Origin of the sequence: Acetobacter cerevisiae (assembly GCF_001580535.1) — a bacterium.
Lineage (GTDB): Bacteria > Pseudomonadota > Alphaproteobacteria > Acetobacterales > Acetobacteraceae > Acetobacter > Acetobacter cerevisiae.
This window is the reverse complement of sequence record NZ_LHZA01000107.1, coordinates 1-16,579: the sequence shown is the minus strand read 5'-3', so window position 1 is coordinate 16,579 and position 16,579 is coordinate 1. Positions and strand designations below refer to the sequence as shown.

Sequence of the window (16,579 nt, the reverse complement as noted above, 5' to 3'; positions counted from 1 at the left end):
AGCAGGCCGGGCCGCGCCACTTCCTCGACCTGAAAGATCTGGACGCCACAACCCTGCACCAGATTCTGGATGTCGCTGCCGGTATGAAGCAGATGCAGAAGGGCCGCCGCTTCCCGCTGCATCCACGCGTGCCGCTGGCTGGCCGGGCGCTGGGGATTATCCTCTCCAAACCCTCCACCCGCACCCGTGTCTCCTTTGAAGTGGGGATTCGTCAGCTGGGCGGGGATGCCGTCATCCTCTCCCCGGCCGACATGCAGATTGGCCGTGGTGAGACCATTACGGACACCGCCCGCGTCCTCTCCCGCTTTGTGGATGCGCTGGTGTTGCGCACAGGCCGCACGGAAAACCTGCATGAGCTGGCGCGTGCCGCCAGCGTGCCGGTGATCAACGGTCTGACGCCCGCTTCTCACCCTGTGCAGATTCTGGCCGATATCCTGACGTATGAAGAGCATCGTGGCCCGGTTAAAGGCCGCACCTTTGCGTGGACGGGTGACGGCAACAACGTGCTGGTCTCCCTGATTGAAGGGGCTGTGCGCTTCGGCTTCAAGCTGCGCGCCGCCACCCCGGCCGACATGGCCCCGCCGCAGGACGTGCTGGACTGGGCGAAAAAAGAAGGCGGCGATGTGGTGCTGACCACAGACCCGCACGCTGCCGTGGACGGTGCTGACTGCGTGGTGACGGACACATGGCTGAGCATGTCGGACTCGGAAGAAGAATCCGCCATGCGTCTTGCCAAGCTCTCTCCCTACCGGGTGGATGCGGCTCTGATGGCGCAGGCCGCGCCAGATGCCCTGTTCATGCACTGCCTGCCTGCCCATATTGGGGAAGAAGTGACGGAAGACGTATTTGAAGGCCCGCAATCCGTCGTGTTTGATGAAGCCGAGAACCGTCTGCACGCTCAGAAAGGCCTGCTGGCCTGGACAATGGGTGGAGAGAACTGGCTCTCTTTCGGGAAGGAATAAGCAATGAACGGCGCGGATAAACCCGTAACCCCCTCCGGCACGGAAGACACACCGGCCACACCGGGCTGGGTGGAAGACAGTCTGGACACCATTCTGGCCAGCCTGCCGCTTGCAGCGGAGAAACTCGCGCCGTTCCGTGCCTCCTATCTGGACTGTCTGGCAGGCTGTGGCCGCGCTGCGGATCTGGACAGCGCGCATGACGCCTGCCGTCAGGGTTTTCTGCGCGCCCTTAAGGACAGTCTGGGCCTGAATGCCGAGGCCGCCCGCACCCTGGAACAGCAGCTTGAACAGCTGGAACTGTCCATTTCCTCAGACGTCTGAGCCCCTGCATCAGTCAGCAAGGACGCCCCTGTTATTGCCGGGGGTGCCTCCCCATATTCTCAGCACTGATTGCATTTAAGGTTTTTTATGGAAACTCCTGCTTTTCTTGACCGTGACCGTCCCGATGTGCCGGATCTGGTTGTGCCCGGTGGCGTGACGCCATTCTATCTGCAAGGCCGCCCTGTGCGTGGGCGTCTGGTGCGCCTTGGCGTGCTGACCGATGTGCTGCTGACCCGCCATGACCATCCCAATGTGGTGAACCGTCTGGCGGGCAAGGCACTGGCGCTGGTCGCTGGTCTGGCCTCTGCACTGAAGTTTCAGGGCGCGTTCTCTCTCCAGATCAAAGGCGACGGCCCCGTCACCATGCTGGTGGCAGACTGCACCGACACCGGCGCGCTGCGCTTTTACGCCCGCACGGATAATGACGCTCTGGACGCCCTGCTTCAGGACACCCCGAACCCGACTGACCGTGACCTGCTGGGCAATGGCTATATGGCCCTCACGGTTGATCAGGGTCCGGACATGGAGCGGCATCAGGGGATTGTGGACCTTGCGGGCGATGACCTCGCCGCTATGGCAACGCATTACTTCAGCACCAGTGAGCAGCATGCCTGCTGGATCTATTTGTGCTGCACCATGACGGATGCAGGCTGGCGCGCTGGCGGCCTTGTGCTGGAACGCATTGCCGGTGAAGGTGGCACCCATGTTGTGGGCGATGAAGACGCCGAGGCAAGCTGGGAAACCGCCACCATTCTGGCCTCCACGCTGTCCACAAAGGAAGTGCTGGACGACGCTCTGCCGTCCACTACCCTGCTGCACCGCCTGTTCCATCAGGAAGATCTGCACGTCAGCCAGCCCCGCGCTCTGGCCTATGGCTGCCGGTGTTCCCGCGCCCGTCTGGCCAATGTGCTGGAAGGGTTCGACACGGATGATCTGGACCACATGTGCCAGGATGACGGGCAGATTGTGATGACGTGCGAGTTCTGCAACCATGACTTCCGCTTCCCGCGCAAGGACATCGCGCCGCGCTCCGCCTGAGAGGACTTGTTTCCATGTCGCTGTTTTCTCGCCCGCTTCGTGCAACATGCTCTGTCGCTCTGCTCCTGCCAGCTTTCCTGGCAGGCTGTGCGGGCGATAAGCAGCCGACAAAATTCGCCCCGCTTCGCTATGACTATCTGAGCGTGATGCACCTCAATGCGGCCACGCTGAACATTGAGGACGCCACGCTGCAAAACCCGGTGGTGGGCGATATTGGCAACCGTGCCCCCACCCCGCCCGTACAGGCCCTCCGCCAGATGGCGCAGGACCGGCTGGTGGCGACGGGCTCCTCCGGCACGGCGCAGTTCGTGATTGATCGCGCGTCCATCCTGCATCAGGCAGGCGGCGTGCTGGCCGGGCAGATGGATGTGCATCTGGTGTTGCTGAATAGCGGCGGCACACAGGCCGCACGGGCTGAAGCGCATGTCTCCCAGACCCTGCGCCCGGATCTGTCCAAAGGCGATGCCGACAGTCCGGCCAATCTCTACGAACTCACGAACGACATGATGCAGCGCATGAACGTGGAGTTTGAGTATCAGATCCGCAATACGCTGAAAGACTGGATGACGGATGCGGGCGGCACCCCGGTTGGCTCGGCCATTCAAAGCCAGTCTCTTGACGCTCCGGGCAGCAAAGCAGCCAGTACGGCCTTACCTGCCGCAGCGGTTCCGGCGGCGGCTACAGGTGTGACCAGCACGCCCGCGCTGACAACACCGGCCATCACGACGCCGGAAGTCACCACTCCGACCATCACAACACCCACGGTGACAGTGCCGAACGTCACCACTCCGAACGTCTCCGTGCCGGATGCCACATCCGCCACCACCCTGCCGGAAAACGCGCCTGTTTCTAATACATCGGGCAGCAGTGCTTCTAGCAGCGAGGGCTCCTCGTCTGGCAGCACAACCACCGGTAACGCAGCCTCTGCAAAAACATCTGAACCTGACCCGGTTTTTCCGGCTGGCGAAGATGATGACGCATCCTCTTCCACCACCACAAAAGCCCGCTCCCCGGCCCCCGGCGTTCTGCAGCTTCCCAAAAAATAAGCTTTTGCTTTAAACCCGGCCTGCCATTCCTTCCGGCAGGCCGGGTGCCACACAGCAGTTTTCAGAAATTGCTTTGCACGGAGGCCATAAAGCTCCGGGGCTCTCCATAATAATTGTAGTAATAAACATTCCCCAGACGCTGATAATATCGCGTGTTGGAAAGGTTATTGACGGTGAACGTCATGTTCAGTTCCGGCCGCCACTGATACCCAACCTGCGCACTGGCCACCACATACGCCCCCTGCCGAACGGCGCGGTTTGTGCCAAACGTGCTGCTTTGCGCATCGACCCCGGCCCCAATACTCCAGACATTCCGCGTTACCTCCGGGGCGGCAAAGCGATAATGCGTCCAGAGTTTAAACAGATGGCGCGGTGAGTTAGGCGTATAGGCCAGCCCCGCCAGACCGGAATCATCCTTGAGGATCTTGTTATCATTGAAGGTGTAGCCAAGGCTGATGTCCCAGCCCGTTAGCAGACGGCCCAGCATTTCAAATTCAACGCCCTGACTGCGCACCTTCCCCGCCGCATGGTAGCAGGTGCTGGTGCCGGACAGCCCACAGGTGGAAGACCCGTCCTGATCTTCCATACTCTTGTTGCGTTCAAGAATATGGTAGCCCGCCAGCGTCACGCTCAGATTGCGATGGAAGAAAGAACCCTTAAAGCCCCCTTCAATCTGCTGGCCCAGAACCGGCTTCAGCCGTCCGGTGTGGCTGTAAGCGGATTGCGGCTGGAACGTATCCGTAAAGCTCACATAGGCCGCAACATCCGGCACAATATGCCACACCAGCCCTAAATAAGGCGTGGGAACCGCACCGTTCTTCTGGCTGACAACATACGGCGTATTTTTGGACAGGTTTTTATATTTGTACTGGTAAAAACTCAGCCGTCCACCAAGCAAAAGATCAAGTGAGGGCATAAGCTGAATACGGGCTGACCCGTACACCCCATATTGCTGCGTGGGTTCCCGATAACGGGTGGTAATGTCCGGGCGGATGGTGTCGGAAATAACAGGCGAGAAAATATCCAGATTACTGAGGCCCGGCGTCGTGCGCCATGAGGCAGACGAACCGCCATCATACAGCAGATCGGAATCATAATTCGCGCCGATCAGCAAATCATGTTTGCGATTCAGAAGGTGCACGGGGCCGGTAAAATACATGTCCGCGCCATCATAAATTTCCCGCCCTTCATACCGCGCCACAACAAAGTTGCCGGTCTTCTGAGGCGTCACCACACTGTTCAGATAGGTATAGTGCATGGAACTATCGGTTTCACGATGGCGGCCCGTCAGCTTGCCGCGCCAGCCTGCGCCAAACTCATGCTCCAGTTCTCCGTCAAATTCATACATCGGGTTGCTGGTCTTGCCCCAGTTTGCCCCCACAAAACTGTTGCGCGCCAGATGCAGGTCCGCGCCAGACGCCGCCATGGGCAGGCCCATAAAGCGCGTGGTGTCATTTTTCTGGCCAGTGGCGGACACGGACAGCGTGGTTTTATCCGTGATATGCACATCAATATCCGCATAGGCTGTCCAGCGGGTATCATGCGCATCCTTGTAGAAATAGTTACGGTCTCCGCCTGCCAGCACAAACCGGCCTGTGACCTTTTTATTCCCCGTCAGCGGGCCGGTGACATCGGCATCCGCATGGAACGTATCCCATGAGCCACCGCTGAAATCCCCCTGCGCCCGATAGGTATCCAGCGCGTGCTTGCGCACAAAGTTCACGCTGCCGCCGGGAGGAGCAGACCCCTGAAACATCCCGTCCGGGCCACGCAAAACTTCAAGACGATCATAAATCGCCAGATCAAACTGCTGACTAAACTGCATCCCGCCGCTGGAGGGCACACCATCGTATTGCGGCTGCATAATATAGCCACGGGAGGTGAAGCCTGCGGTGCCGTCCCCATACAGATTGACGTTCAGCCCCGGCACCTGCTTGAGCGCCTGATCCACCGTTGTCAGATTCTGATCCTGCATCTGCTGGCGACTGACAACGGAAACGGATTGCGGAATTTCATCCAGCCGCAACAGCATTTTGGTCATGGAGACCGCCTTCACCACGTAGCTGCCGGTGCCATCGGTCGTCGCATTCTTGTGCCGCTGCCCCTGCACCAGCAGTTTTTCAACACTGGCAGGCATGTCATTCTCATCAGACGACTGCGCGGTTTTTACAGACTGCACATTTTTTGCGGTCTGGGCCGCCTTCGCTGCTGGCTGCGTGGCTTTTGCGGATTTGCTGGCTTTTTCCGTTGTTTCCGCTGCCGTCGCACCAAAAGCAGGGGGGCCGCAAAAGCCCATCCCTGCTCCACACAGCATCAGGCCCGAGCAGGAGAGCAGTCCTGCTTTTAAACGCATCATCGTCATTCCTGCTCTCTGTTCGGCATGGCCTTTTGCCGTCGCCATGGCATGTTCCGTCGCTTCGGTTATTAAGAACTATTCTCATTATCACTTCCTCGTGAGGCGCGGCAAGAGAGATGCCTCCAGATTGATAAATTTTTTTTATGAGACATGTTCAGAAACTGGCGGTCACCCTGCCGCACCTCCCCACCCAACATTTGAAATTGCAGCCAGCGCACGCCCCGGCCATAACATCCCGATGCCGAACCAGACGCCCTCCGCCTCCCCGTTTGCCATTGCCGATGGCCTTCCCGTGCAGGACGTGCTGCCTGATCTGTGCGCAGCCCTCGCCCGCACACCCACGGCAGAACAGCCAGCCTCCGCCATTCTGGTTGCCCCTCCGGGGGCGGGGAAAACCACCACGGTACCGCCGGTTCTGGCCGCAGCCCCATGGCGGAAAGAAGCAGACCGCATCATCATGCTGGAGCCGCGCCGTCTGGCCGCCCGCGCTGCTGCCACGCGCATTGCCTCGCTGATGGGGGAAGAGGTGGGTGGGTTCGTCGGGTTCCGCACGCGGCTGGATGCAGCGGTGTCTGAACGCACCCGCATTGAGGTGCTGACAGAAGGGCTGTTTCTGCGTCGCCTGCTGAGCGACCCGATGCTCGAAAACGTCGCCTGCGTGATTATTGACGAGGTGCATGAACGCTCACTGGACGCGGACCTCGCTCTGGCTTTCTGTCTGGACCTGCAACGCACGTTGCGGCCTGACCTGCGGCTGGTCGCCATGTCCGCCACGGCAGAGACCGAGCGCCTTGCCACCCTGATGAACGCCCCGGTGCTGCACGGTGAGGGGCGGATGTATCCCCTCACCGTGCAGCACGCCAAACGCGACATTCCGCATCTGCGTGATCTGGCAACCATGACCGCTGCGGGTGTGCGGCAGGCGCTGGCAGAAACAGAAGGCGATATTCTGGTCTTCCTGCCCGGCACTGGAGAAATCCGACGTGTTGCGCAGCTTCTGGAAGACTCCCGCGCCACAGTCCTCCCCCTGCATGGGGAACTTCCCCCGGCGGAGCAGGCGCTCGTGCTGCGCCCCGGCCCACAGGGGCAGCGACGCGTGATTCTTTCTACCTCCATTGCGGAAACCTCGCTCACCGTGCCCGGCGTGCGAGTGGTGGTGGATTGCGGCTTCCGTCGTGCCCCACGCTTTGACGCCGGGGCGGGGCTATCCCGTCTGGAAACGCTGCGCATCTCCCGCGCCGCCGCCCGCCAGCGCGCAGGACGCGCCGGGCGAGAAGCTCCCGGAACCGCGTTTTGCCTGTGGACCACAGCTACCGAACGCGGCCTCCCCCAGCATGACCGCCCGGAAATTCTGGAAGCCGACCTTTCCGATTTTGTGCTGGCCACCGCCTTATGGACCGACACCGTCGGCCAGTCCGACACCCCACTGCCCCTGCCCGACCAGCCCTCCGGCAGCGCTGTGGCTGCCGCCCGAGACTTGCTGATCATGCTCGGTGCGCTGGATGATGACGGGCAGATTACCCAGCACGGGCGGAACATGGCGGCCCTTGGCACACACCCGCGCCTCGCCGCCATGATGCTGGCCGCCCGCACGCCGGAGGAAGCCGCTATGGCAGCAGACCTCGCGGCCCTGCTGGAAGAACGTGACCCTCTGCGCCCGCGCGCTGCCGGACGCGCCGGGCCGCCGCCCGTGCCTCCCTCCGATATTTCCCTCCGGCTGGACCTGATTGCCGGGGGAGACCACCCACAGGCCGACCGGGGCGCACTGGCCCGCATCCGTCAGGCTGCCTCTCGCTTCCGCCTCCGGTTGGGCTTACGCGCGCGCCAGCATTCCGGGGGCGATCCGGCTGCCCTGATTGCCGCTGGCTTCCCGGACCGTATTGCCCTCTCGCGCGGGGAAGCCGGCACATTCCGCCTCTCCAACGGCAGCAATGCCCGCCTGCGGCGCGATGACGGGCTGGCGGAAAAGAAGCTGCTGGCCGTGGCCGGGCTGCATTTGCGCACCTCTGCCGAAATTCGCCTTGCCGCCCCACTCGACCTGAACGCCCTGCCCCCGGCCCTGCTGGACCGCACAAAGGAGCAGGTGGAAACCTCGCTGGACCCGGTCTCCGGCAATATTCTGGCGCGTCGCCGCACGCGCATTGGCTGCCTTGTACTGCGGGACCTGACGGAGAAGGTGAAAGCTGGTAACGCCGCCTCTCTGCTACTCGCACAAGCCAAAGCCACGCCGGACACCACTCTGGACTGGCCGGATGCTGCCCGCCAGCTACAGGCCCGCGTGGAACTGGCACGCGCCCTGCCTGGCGGGGCTGGACCGGGTGAGGACTGGCCAGACTTTACCACCGCGGCACTGGCCGAGCGGATGGATGACTGGCTCGCCCCCTATCTTGACGGCTTGACCTCTCTGGCCGATCTGCGCGGGCTGGATTTAACCACCCTGCTCAAAAACCATCTGGGCTACACGCTGAACGCCTGGCTGGATAAGGAACTGCCCACAGCCCTCCCCTTCCCCGGTGGCAAAGCAAACGTGGATTACACGCAGCCCGTGCCCGTCGCCTCCGCCCGCGCGCAGGTCTTTTATGGCGCGGAGGGAACGCCAAAGCTGGCGGGCGGGCGGGTGCCGCTGCGTCTGGCTCTGCTCTCCCCGGCGGGCCGACCGCAGGCGATTACGGCGGATCTGGCTGGCTTCTGGAAAGGCGGCTGGGCAGACATGCGGCGGGATATGCGGGGCCGTTACCCCCGGCATGAGTGGCCGGAAAATCCGGCCCTCAGCCCGGCAAAACCGCGCAGGCCAGCGCGTTAACGTTTTGTCACATCAGTACCACAATGCGTTGCAAAACAGCACCATAGGAGGGTGTTGGACCACAGAGGCATTGCACTTTGTGGGCAAAGGAGGCCAAAAGTCTCTATGGACGGAAAGCAGATCACAAACTCATGAAGACATTTATGCGGAGCCTGCCCGCCATGGCGGCACTGTGTTCGTCTGGCCTTTCCATGGGATCGCACACCGCACACGCTGACCCTTCCACCCTTTTTGCTCCTGCCACACCCATTGTTGCCGCACCCGGCCCAACAAGCTTTGCCCCGCTGGTGCGCAAGGTTGTGCCCGCCGTGGTGAATATTGCGGTCACGCGCGATTCAGATTCCAGCACCCGCAAAAAGCTCCCCTCCGCCGTAAAAGGCACACCGCTCGAGCGCCGCTTTCGGGAGCGGATGCGCAAACATAGTGATGAAGTGCTGGGCGCGGGGTCTGGCTTTATTCTCGACCCGTCCGGCGTGATTGTCACCAACGGTCACGTAGTGGAAGACGCGGACAAAATCACCGTCGCCCTTGCCACGGGCAAAGAATACAACGCCCGCCTGATTGGCATTGATGACCTGACGGATATTGCCGTCATCAAGATCGACAGCCCCACCCCGTTGCCGTTTGTGGAATGGGGTGACAGCCGCCTTGTGCAGGTGGGGGACTGGATTATGGCCGCCGGTAACCCGTTTGGCCTTGGCTCGTCCGTCACGGCGGGCATTGTCTCCGCCCGTGGGCGGGATATTGGCACCGGCCCGTTTGATGACTTCCTGCAGCTGGACGCGCCCATCAACCCCGGCAATTCCGGCGGCCCAACCTTCAATCTGGCCGGGCAGGTTATTGCTCTGAACACCGCCATTGTCTCCCCGACCGGCGGCTCCGTGGGGTTAGGGTTTTCCATCCCGTCTGAAATTGTCATGCCGGTTGTGAGCGCCCTGCAACGCGAAGGACGCATTGACCGGGGGTGGCTGGGGGCCACGCTGGAAGACATTACCACCCATAACGGCACCCGCGTGGCGGAAGTGGACCGCAACGGCCCCGCCGCGCAGGGCGGCCTGAAACGCGGCGACATTATTACCGCCATGGGCGGGGAGCATATGGATACCGCCCGCACCATGATCCGCGCCGTCGCCGCCGCCCACCCCAACAGCACGGTACAAATTAGCGTGCAGCGGCAAAGCCAGCCGATGACGCTGACTATTCATGTGGGCCACCGCCCGCTTTCGGAAGACTGAGGCGGGACCGTCTCTTTACCCCAATTATTATATTTAAAAATTGAATAAATTTACAGAAATATAGAGAAATAAACTCTTAATTACGGAACCGTGAAACAAGACCAGAATGGTCCATTACTTACGAAAACCAAATAAATATTGACCCCACCCACTGTGAGCGTAAAATGCGCGGGAAAAGGAATACATTTTCAGAATAGATTGTTTGAAAGATGTGTTTCTGAATGACGCCGCGCCCGGTTTTCCGGGGGCTGACGCGTTTTCTGCTGATGTTGTGCGCCACCGAAAGGGCTTCACCATGCAAATGTACGGTTTTCTGACACTGCTGGGTCTGGACATGCTGTTTACCGGCCTCAAGCTGAACGACATGTCCTTCGCGTCTTTCAGCATCGCTTTCGGCCTGCCGATTGTGCTGATGGCGACCTACGTTCTGGACAACATGCAGAAAGACGGCGTCTGATTTTTCAGGCCCGGTCTTTCTGATAAAAGCCCACAAAAAAAGCCGCCGAGGCCTTACCCCGGCGGCTTTTTTGCGTCTGAAACCCGAAGGCTGGTGGGTTAAATCATATCCAGCGGTTCCTTGCTGGTCGGCGGTGGGAAGGCAGCATCCAGAGCGGCCAGATCCTCATCCGTCAGTGTAATTTCCTGCGCGGCAATATTGTCCTTGAGGTGCGCGAGGGACGACGCTTTGGGGATTGGCATCACATTGTTCATCCGCAGCACCCACGCCAGCGCAATCTGTGCGGGGCTGGCCGGGCCATTGCTGGTGGTATGCCGGGCGGCCACGGCCTTCACCGCCTTGTTCTGCAACAACGCGCCACCCTGCCCGATGGGGGAATAGGCCATGGTCATCACATGCCGGAAGCGGTTGGTGTCCAGCAGGTCATACTCCACACCCCGGTGCTCCAGATTATAAAGGATCTGGTTGCTCGCACATTCACCGGGTCGGGTGTATTTTTCCAGCTCCTGTATGTCATCCACATCAAAATTGGACACGCCCCAGTAGCGGATCAGCCCTTCCTCTTTCAGCTTGCGGAAGGCCTCAATGGTTTCGGCCAGCGGCACGCTACCGCGCCAGTGCAGGAGGTAGAGATCAAGCCGGTCCGTCGCCAGCCGACGCAGAGAAGACCGGCAGGCTTTGGCCACGCCCTCGGCTGAGGCATTGGTGGGCAGAACCTTGGAGACCAGAAAAATATCGTCCCGCACATCCCGCATGGCTTCACCCACCAGACTTTCCGAGCGGCCCTGCCCGTACATCTCAGCGGTATCCACCACCTTCAGGCCTGCCTCTACACCCTGACGCAGTGTGGCGACTTCCTCTTTCCATGTGGCGGAGGATTCCCCCATGTTCCAGGTGCCCATGCCCAGTGCAGGCAGTTTTGTGCCGTCCGGCAGAGTGACTGTTTTCGCCATATCGTTCGCGTCCTTTTTCCTCAAACAGAGGTTGCCTTAGCCCCTGAACGCATCCGGCCTACCCGACCAGACCGCACAGAACACCTGACTATGCATCTGGTCAGGCAGCATTCTCTATTATGTGCTGATAGTCCTGCCAGCGCGGGAGCATCACAATCGTTCCCCTGCGGGAAGCCCACATGCCTGCAACACATACCGGGCCTCTGCATGCCTGCCGAAAGCTGATAGACTGGCCCCATGCCAGAGCACAGGACCCGCCCCGCATGACGCAGATCGGCTTTTATCACCTTACCCGCACCAGTGTGGCTGAGGCGCTGCCGCAACTGCTCTCCCGCACGCTGGCCAGTGGGCAGAAGGCCGCCGTATGGTGTGCCAGCAAACCACAACTGGATGCGCTGGATAAAGCCCTGTGGAAAGTCTCGGACCCGGCCTGGCTCCCGCATGGCAGCGAGGGCATTCTTTGCCCGGACCTGCAACCCATCTGGCTGACGCTCGGTGAGGATGTGCCCAACGCCGCCCCGTTCCTGTTCCTGCTGGAAAACCGCACCTGCCCGGATAACCCGCCTTTTGAGCGCGTGTTTGACCTCTTCGACGGGCATGATGAACCCGCCGTAGCCGCCGCCCGGGAACGCTGGACCGCCATGAAAGCCACGGGGCATGACCTCGCCTACTGGCGGCAGGAAGACCGGGGCTGGAAGCGGGCACGCTAAGAGCCCCTTCGCTTAATACGTCACCCCAACCCGCAGCCCCAGCAGGCGCGGGTTTGCCGCCACCGCCTGCCCTACAGCCAGACCGCGGGTCAGATAACGGGCATCAGCCAGATTGCGGCCATAGACAGCAATATTCCACCACCGCCACTTCTTTTCTATCTGGGCATCCACCAGCACATACGGGTCATTGACCAGTGTGCTGCTGGGATACAGGTTTGTGCGCCCGCGCCGCACCGCATTGACGTTAACAGACCAGCCATCCCCCGGCGTCCATGTGCCGCTAAAGCCAAAACTGCTTTTGGGGGTGCCATTTAACTGCTGGCCGCTAAAGTTCTGCCCTGCAAAAAGAAAACGGTCATACGCCGCATAGGTCAGCCCCAGAAAGCCACTGAGCGTCAGGCTCCGAATGGGTTTAAACGTGGCGTTCAGTTCCATACCTCGTGTGTGCGCTTTAGCTGCCGTCGCCACAACGGATTCACCATTCGCATTGGTCGTAACCACCTGAAGATTGGAAATGAGGTTTGAATAGCCTATGACCTCAGCTGACCATTTGTCTTTCCGGTCATGCAGGCGGTAACCAATTTCCAGATTATTCCCGTAGCTGGCCTCAAAAGGAGTTTGCGCTGTGGCAGCCATGACCGCATGCGGGCTGAAGCCCGGCGGCATATAGGCCCGCGTATAGCTCAGCCAGCCAAACTGCATCAGCCCGCTGTCTGTTTGCGGATGATACTCCAGCTTCAGCCCCGGCAGCGGCACCGTGCGGGAGACTGTCTGCTTAGGCAATGTTTGCAAAATGGTGTACGCATCCGGCACGGAGGCTGTCTGCAACCCGCTCCACCGGGACATGGACCACTGGTTATGCTCCACCCGGAAAGAGGGCACCAGCCGCCATGAGGGTGAAAAACGCCAACCCAGTTCAGCAAATCCCGCCACATTGGCATTGTTCAGCACGGCTGTTGTGTTGCTCAGATAATAGGGGGACATATCAAAAAGATACGGCGTACTCCGCATCATCTCCTGACCGAAAATACCGCCCCGCCAGTCCAGCGTGCCAGAAGAACCGGACACCGTGATGGTTCCGCCAGCCTGCCGCGTGGGCATGGTAAAACCGGTGCGGGCCGAAAAAACGCTTTCTGGAATTTGTGATTTCCATTGGGTCGCGTTGCCGCCCAGAGCAACATCCACAATCATCTTACGGCTGAACGCCCGATGATACTGGGCGGACCCAGCCCAGTAGTCATTATCATTCACGCCCCGCTCTGTGTTGACAGACTCATGCTGCAAAGCCTGCGCGGGGGATGCAAAATAATCGTTCCCGCCATGATTCAAGACATGATGCAAAGACACCCGCCATTCCCCTCCGGCGGAATCCTTATGCAGCAGTTTCAGCCGGCCAAACCAGCTATGCCAGCCTGCGGTATCCTTCCGGTCCAGTAAGCGATTGGACACATAGCCATCCGCCACCTCTCCGCCCACCGTCACGCGGAGTGCTGTGTTTGACCCCAGAGGAATATCATTGCTCATCACGGCGCGGCGGCGGTTGCCTGTGCCATATTCAAAGTCGAGAGACCCGCCAAATCTGTTCCCCGGATCTCGGGATGTGGCAGACACCATGCCACCAAAAACATTCGGGCCTTTTGTCAATTCCGGCCCCTGCGTGACATCCATATGGTCCAGATCAAAAATCTGCCCCAGCGCCATGCTCATCATGGGAATACCGTCCAGCATAAACGGCACGTAGAGACTGCTTGTCTCTTCTTCAGGCCCACCCAGACCACGCATCATAATCACCGGGTTGGCCTGCGTGGTGGAGGTAAAAGAGACGTTGGGCAACCGTTCCGCCACATCCCCCAGCGTGTCCAGATGGCGCTCTTTCAAAACCGTTCCGGAAAGGCGGGACAGGCTGGATGAGACAACAAAGGACGCATTCCGGCTGCGCACCACAATCTCTTCTGCTTTTTTGCGGCAGGATGCGGTCTGCCCGGACACCGACTGGTCAGGGCACAAGGTTGCGGCCCACCCTGCGGTTGTAGTGGCGTAATCCAGCACGGGCACAACAAGCAGCGCGTATTTTATGGCTGAGAAAGAGGAATGTGTTTTACTCATGCCGACATGATAATGTCTCGCAATTGCACCGCTACTCAGATTGGTCTAATTACTCCAATCAGACACACAGCAAGGGATTTTTCTGGAGATGCATCACGTCAGATCCAGTGCCATACACCGGCAGCAGCCAGAGCATCTGGCGGGCCAGTCCCTTCTGCATCCTTTATACAGCAAGCTTTATAACGGGCTGAGTGCTGGCTTCTTCTCCTCTGCCCTGCCCGCTACCCTGCAGGGGGAGATGGATGACTGCCCGGCTGTCCTGCGCTGTTCCATTATTCTGTCCGGCACGTGTGAAATCATTTTTGGGGGCAAAACGCATCAGTTCCATGCGCGGGATGTCGCTACGGCTTATCTGCCCGCAACCCATTTCCAGATTGCGACCAGTGCAGATTTCTCCTGCCTTGAGGTCCATATTACCCCCGAATTGCTTCAGGACATGCACACGCCGCTTCCATGGGGTGCGGCAGACCTTTCTCCCCAAACACCATTTTTCAGCAGTCTCAAGGCCAATACATCCGTGCACAAGGCGGCCACCGGACTGTGCCAGAGTTTACGGAAAAACCAGACCAACGGGCCTTTAAGCTGTGCCGCAGCCCTGACTATTCTTGGCCAGTCCTTTGAACAGATTGAGGCTGCACCGCAAGGCTCCCCCCTCTCACGTCATGAAAAATCCTGCCTGTATCAGGCGCGTTCTTTCCTGCTGTCCCGCATGGATAAAGCCCCCACCATTATTGAACTGGCGCGCTATAGCGGCCTGAATGCCACGCGGCTGAAAATGGGGTTCCGCATTCTCTTTGGGTGCGGGCCTTACAGCCTGTTTCAGGCCCACCGCATGGAACACGCCAAAACGCTTTTAAAAACCCATTCCGTGACAGAAACCGCCATGGAACTTGGCTACAGTAATATGAGCCACTTCAGCGCAGCCTTTAAACGGCAGATTGGCAAGGCACCTCATCTTTATCGGAAGGAAGGCTAAGCCCTTCATCCTGAGCCGTGTCTGATCGGGGCAGTGGGCTGATTCGGGTGGCCCCGCACAGCCGTGCGCCTATCCTTGCTCTTTATGGAAAAGAGCCGTTTTTTCTCCCCGTTCTCCGCTCTGCCACTGGTCTGGAAGCGCGTCATCACGCTGGGGCTGATGTATGCCGGGCAGGGTATTCCCGCAGGGCTGGCCTTTAATGCCTATGCCACTATTTTGCGGGAAAGCGGTGTTTCTCTTCACACCATCGGCTGGAGCGGCCTGACGTTTCTGCCCTGGGCTTTGAAATTTCTCTGGGCTGGCCTGACAGACAATGCGGGAAAACGCCGAGGGTACGGGGCTCTTATCCTGCAAACACAGCTCCTCGCTATTCTGACCTGTCTTGTGCTGGCGTTTTTCCCGCCTGATTACAGTTTTGCGCTCTCACTGGGCGGCATCATCCTGCTCAATACCGTGTTTGCAACACAGGACATTCTCACGAACGCAACCGCAGTCTCCCATCTGCAGGGCCGAAATGCCGGGTTGGCCAATGGCATTCAGGTTGTGGCTTTTCTGCTCGGTATGCTCGCCGGTGGGGGCGGAAGCCTGTTGGTTTACGCGCAGGTTGGCTGGGGTGGCATGCTCTGCGCCATGGCGGCGGCCCTTTTCCTGCTCTGCCTTATCCTTCTGCCACTCCGGAAATATGTGGAGCCAGATGCCAGCCGGATTGCCCGCCCTTCCCGCCTGAAGGATTTCTTCCGCCAAAAAGGCTTTGGATGGGCGCTTACCAGTTCTCTGGCGTTTAAATTTGCTGGCGGAGCGCTCTTAGCCCTCCTCCAACCGTTCCTGATTGACCAGCATATTGCCGTTGAAACCATCGGCACGCTGCAAATTTCAAATCTTCTGTGCGGCGCGCTCGGCGGGGCCATACTGGGCACAATCGCAGTCAAAAAAGCGGGCAGTTGCAAGGCTGTTACCCTTCTGGCCATCCCCTCTGCGCTTCTGCTGGGTGCTTTGTGGATTTTACAGGCAACGCACACTCTGTCCGCCCCGGCTCTCTATCTTGCTCTTGGCACAGAGAACTTTTTTGATGGCGGGTTTTACGTCGCGCTCTGGTCCTTATTGATGAACTGGTCCTCCGCAGATCGTCTCGGTCTGGACTACAGTTTTCTACAATGCGGGGAGAGCATCGCCAATGTTCTGGCGGCCTCAGTCATTATGCCGCTGGCAGCCAGCGCGGGATATTCTCTGGCGTTTCTGATGGTCTGGCTCTGCGGGCTTGTGTTGCTTGTCCCGCTTATTCTGGCGGCCCGTCGTCTGGCGCCACTCTCTTGCGACCGCACCTGACCCACTCAGCCCCTTCCTGCAACCCTATGACAGAAAGACAGTCCAATGTTTCACTATAATCTTGAACAGGTTGCCGCCACGCTTTCCGTTCTGCACCTTAATCAGCAGACAGATGACTTCGCCGCAAAAAGCATGACAACGCTGTTTGCGTTCGGCCAGCACAATATCGGCATGGTCCGGTTTGAAGGTTCGACGCGGAAATCTCACAGAAGGGTTGTACATCGGGTTAGATTATGAAAAAGTCTGTTTTGTGCAAAAGAAATTTTCGTAAGCTATAAGAAAACCCGATG

At 59.5% G+C, this 16,579-nt stretch carries 14 protein-coding genes; 11 read left to right on the top strand and 3 right to left on the bottom strand.

What is annotated here, in order from left to right:
- The 4 genes from argF to AD928_RS02530 all read left to right on the top strand — a co-directional run.
- Window positions 1-962, top strand: a 962-nt coding sequence (gene argF, locus AD928_RS02545) for an ornithine carbamoyltransferase (protein WP_062248011.1), incomplete at its 5' end; no start/stop codon positions are given.
- Window positions 963-965: 3 nt separating this feature from the next.
- Window positions 966-1,283, top strand: a complete 318-nt coding sequence (locus AD928_RS02540) for a hypothetical protein (protein ID WP_062248009.1) — start codon at window positions 966-968, stop codon at window positions 1,281-1,283.
- An 87-nt stretch (window positions 1,284-1,370) separates the two neighbouring features.
- Window positions 1,371-2,321, top strand: coding sequence for an Hsp33 family molecular chaperone HslO (gene hslO, locus AD928_RS02535; protein ID WP_062248007.1), 951 nt, complete (start codon window positions 1,371-1,373; stop codon window positions 2,319-2,321).
- A 14-nt stretch (window positions 2,322-2,335) separates the two neighbouring features.
- Entirely contained in the window at window positions 2,336-3,367 is a 1,032-nt protein-coding gene (locus tag AD928_RS02530) for a hypothetical protein (RefSeq protein ID WP_062248005.1), read from the top strand.
- Between the two features lie 61 nt (window positions 3,368-3,428).
- Here AD928_RS02530 and AD928_RS02525 read toward each other — a convergent pair whose 3' ends face one another.
- Window positions 3,429-5,723: a TonB-dependent siderophore receptor gene (locus AD928_RS02525; RefSeq protein WP_233419906.1), complete on the bottom strand. Its 2,295-nt coding sequence runs from the start codon at window positions 5,721-5,723 to the stop codon at window positions 3,429-3,431.
- 238 nt (window positions 5,724-5,961) lie between these two features.
- On the opposite strand from AD928_RS02525, the gene hrpB reads away from it, so the two are divergent.
- The 3 genes from hrpB (at window position 5,962) to AD928_RS02510 (ending at window position 10,218) form a co-directional block, all read left to right on the top strand.
- Window positions 5,962-8,526: an ATP-dependent helicase HrpB gene (hrpB, locus tag AD928_RS02520; RefSeq protein ID WP_062248015.1), complete on the top strand. Its 2,565-nt coding sequence runs from the start codon at window positions 5,962-5,964 to the stop codon at window positions 8,524-8,526.
- 131 nt (window positions 8,527-8,657) lie between these two features.
- Window positions 8,658-9,761: a S1C family serine protease gene (locus tag AD928_RS02515; RefSeq protein WP_062248013.1), complete on the top strand. Its 1,104-nt coding sequence runs from the start codon at window positions 8,658-8,660 to the stop codon at window positions 9,759-9,761.
- A gap of 202 nt (window positions 9,762-9,963) precedes the next feature.
- The gene (locus AD928_RS02510; protein WP_062248001.1) at window positions 9,964-10,218 is read left to right on the top strand and encodes a hypothetical protein; all 255 of its coding nucleotides are present in this window, start codon (window positions 9,964-9,966) and stop codon (window positions 10,216-10,218) included.
- Between the two features lie 98 nt (window positions 10,219-10,316).
- On the opposite strand, the gene AD928_RS02505 is transcribed toward AD928_RS02510, so the two are convergent.
- A complete protein-coding gene (locus AD928_RS02505; RefSeq protein ID WP_061508892.1) occupies window positions 10,317-11,171 on the bottom strand; it encodes an aldo/keto reductase in 855 nt (284 codons plus the stop codon).
- Between the two features lie 263 nt (window positions 11,172-11,434).
- Between AD928_RS02505 and AD928_RS02500 the strand changes: the two genes are divergently transcribed.
- Window positions 11,435-11,881, top strand: coding sequence for a DNA polymerase III subunit chi (locus AD928_RS02500; RefSeq protein WP_062247999.1), 447 nt, complete (start codon window positions 11,435-11,437; stop codon window positions 11,879-11,881).
- 12 nt (window positions 11,882-11,893) lie between these two features.
- Here AD928_RS02500 and AD928_RS02495 read toward each other — a convergent pair whose 3' ends face one another.
- Window positions 11,894-13,987, bottom strand: a complete 2,094-nt coding sequence (locus AD928_RS02495; protein WP_062247997.1) for a TonB-dependent receptor — start codon at window positions 13,985-13,987, stop codon at window positions 11,894-11,896.
- An 88-nt stretch (window positions 13,988-14,075) separates the two neighbouring features.
- On the opposite strand from AD928_RS02495, the gene AD928_RS02490 reads away from it, so the two are divergent.
- From AD928_RS02490 to AD928_RS14710, 3 genes are all read left to right on the top strand, one after another.
- Window positions 14,076-14,963, top strand: a complete 888-nt coding sequence (locus AD928_RS02490; RefSeq protein ID WP_062247994.1) for a helix-turn-helix domain-containing protein — start codon at window positions 14,076-14,078, stop codon at window positions 14,961-14,963.
- A gap of 84 nt (window positions 14,964-15,047) precedes the next feature.
- Window positions 15,048-16,289 (top strand): MFS transporter, encoded by a 1,242-nt coding sequence (locus AD928_RS02485; RefSeq protein ID WP_062247991.1) that lies wholly within the window; start codon window positions 15,048-15,050, stop codon window positions 16,287-16,289.
- Between the two features lie 45 nt (window positions 16,290-16,334).
- Window positions 16,335-16,526: a hypothetical protein gene (locus AD928_RS14710; protein ID WP_156470071.1), complete on the top strand. Its 192-nt coding sequence runs from the start codon at window positions 16,335-16,337 to the stop codon at window positions 16,524-16,526.
- The last annotated feature ends 53 nt before the right edge of the window (window positions 16,527-16,579 follow it).

What these genes read in the sequence shown, in the direction of transcription:
- AD928_RS02485 (WP_062247991.1), top strand. Translation starts at nt 15,048, where the DNA reads ATGGAAAAGAGCCGTTTTTTCTCCCCGTTCTCCGCTCTGCCACTGGTC.
- hslO (WP_062248007.1), top strand. Translation starts at nt 1,371, where the DNA reads ATGGAAACTCCTGCTTTTCTTGACCGTGACCGTCCCGATGTGCCGGAT.
- AD928_RS02490 (WP_062247994.1), top strand. Translation starts at nt 14,076, where the DNA reads ATGCATCACGTCAGATCCAGTGCCATACACCGGCAGCAGCCAGAGCAT.
- AD928_RS14710 (WP_156470071.1), top strand. Translation starts at nt 16,335, where the DNA reads ATGTTTCACTATAATCTTGAACAGGTTGCCGCCACGCTTTCCGTTCTG.
- AD928_RS02525 (WP_233419906.1), bottom strand. Translation starts at nt 5,723, where the DNA reads ATGATGCGTTTAAAAGCAGGACTGCTCTCCTGCTCGGGCCTGATGCTG.
- AD928_RS02505 (WP_061508892.1), bottom strand. Translation starts at nt 11,171, where the DNA reads ATGGCGAAAACAGTCACTCTGCCGGACGGCACAAAACTGCCTGCACTG.
- AD928_RS02515 (WP_062248013.1), top strand. Translation starts at nt 8,658, where the DNA reads ATGAAGACATTTATGCGGAGCCTGCCCGCCATGGCGGCACTGTGTTCG.
- AD928_RS02530 (WP_062248005.1), top strand. Translation starts at nt 2,336, where the DNA reads ATGTCGCTGTTTTCTCGCCCGCTTCGTGCAACATGCTCTGTCGCTCTG.
- hrpB (WP_062248015.1), top strand. Translation starts at nt 5,962, where the DNA reads ATGCCGAACCAGACGCCCTCCGCCTCCCCGTTTGCCATTGCCGATGGC.
- AD928_RS02500 (WP_062247999.1), top strand. Translation starts at nt 11,435, where the DNA reads ATGACGCAGATCGGCTTTTATCACCTTACCCGCACCAGTGTGGCTGAG.
- AD928_RS02540 (WP_062248009.1), top strand. Translation starts at nt 966, where the DNA reads ATGAACGGCGCGGATAAACCCGTAACCCCCTCCGGCACGGAAGACACA.
- AD928_RS02495 (WP_062247997.1), bottom strand. Translation starts at nt 13,987, where the DNA reads ATGAGTAAAACACATTCCTCTTTCTCAGCCATAAAATACGCGCTGCTT.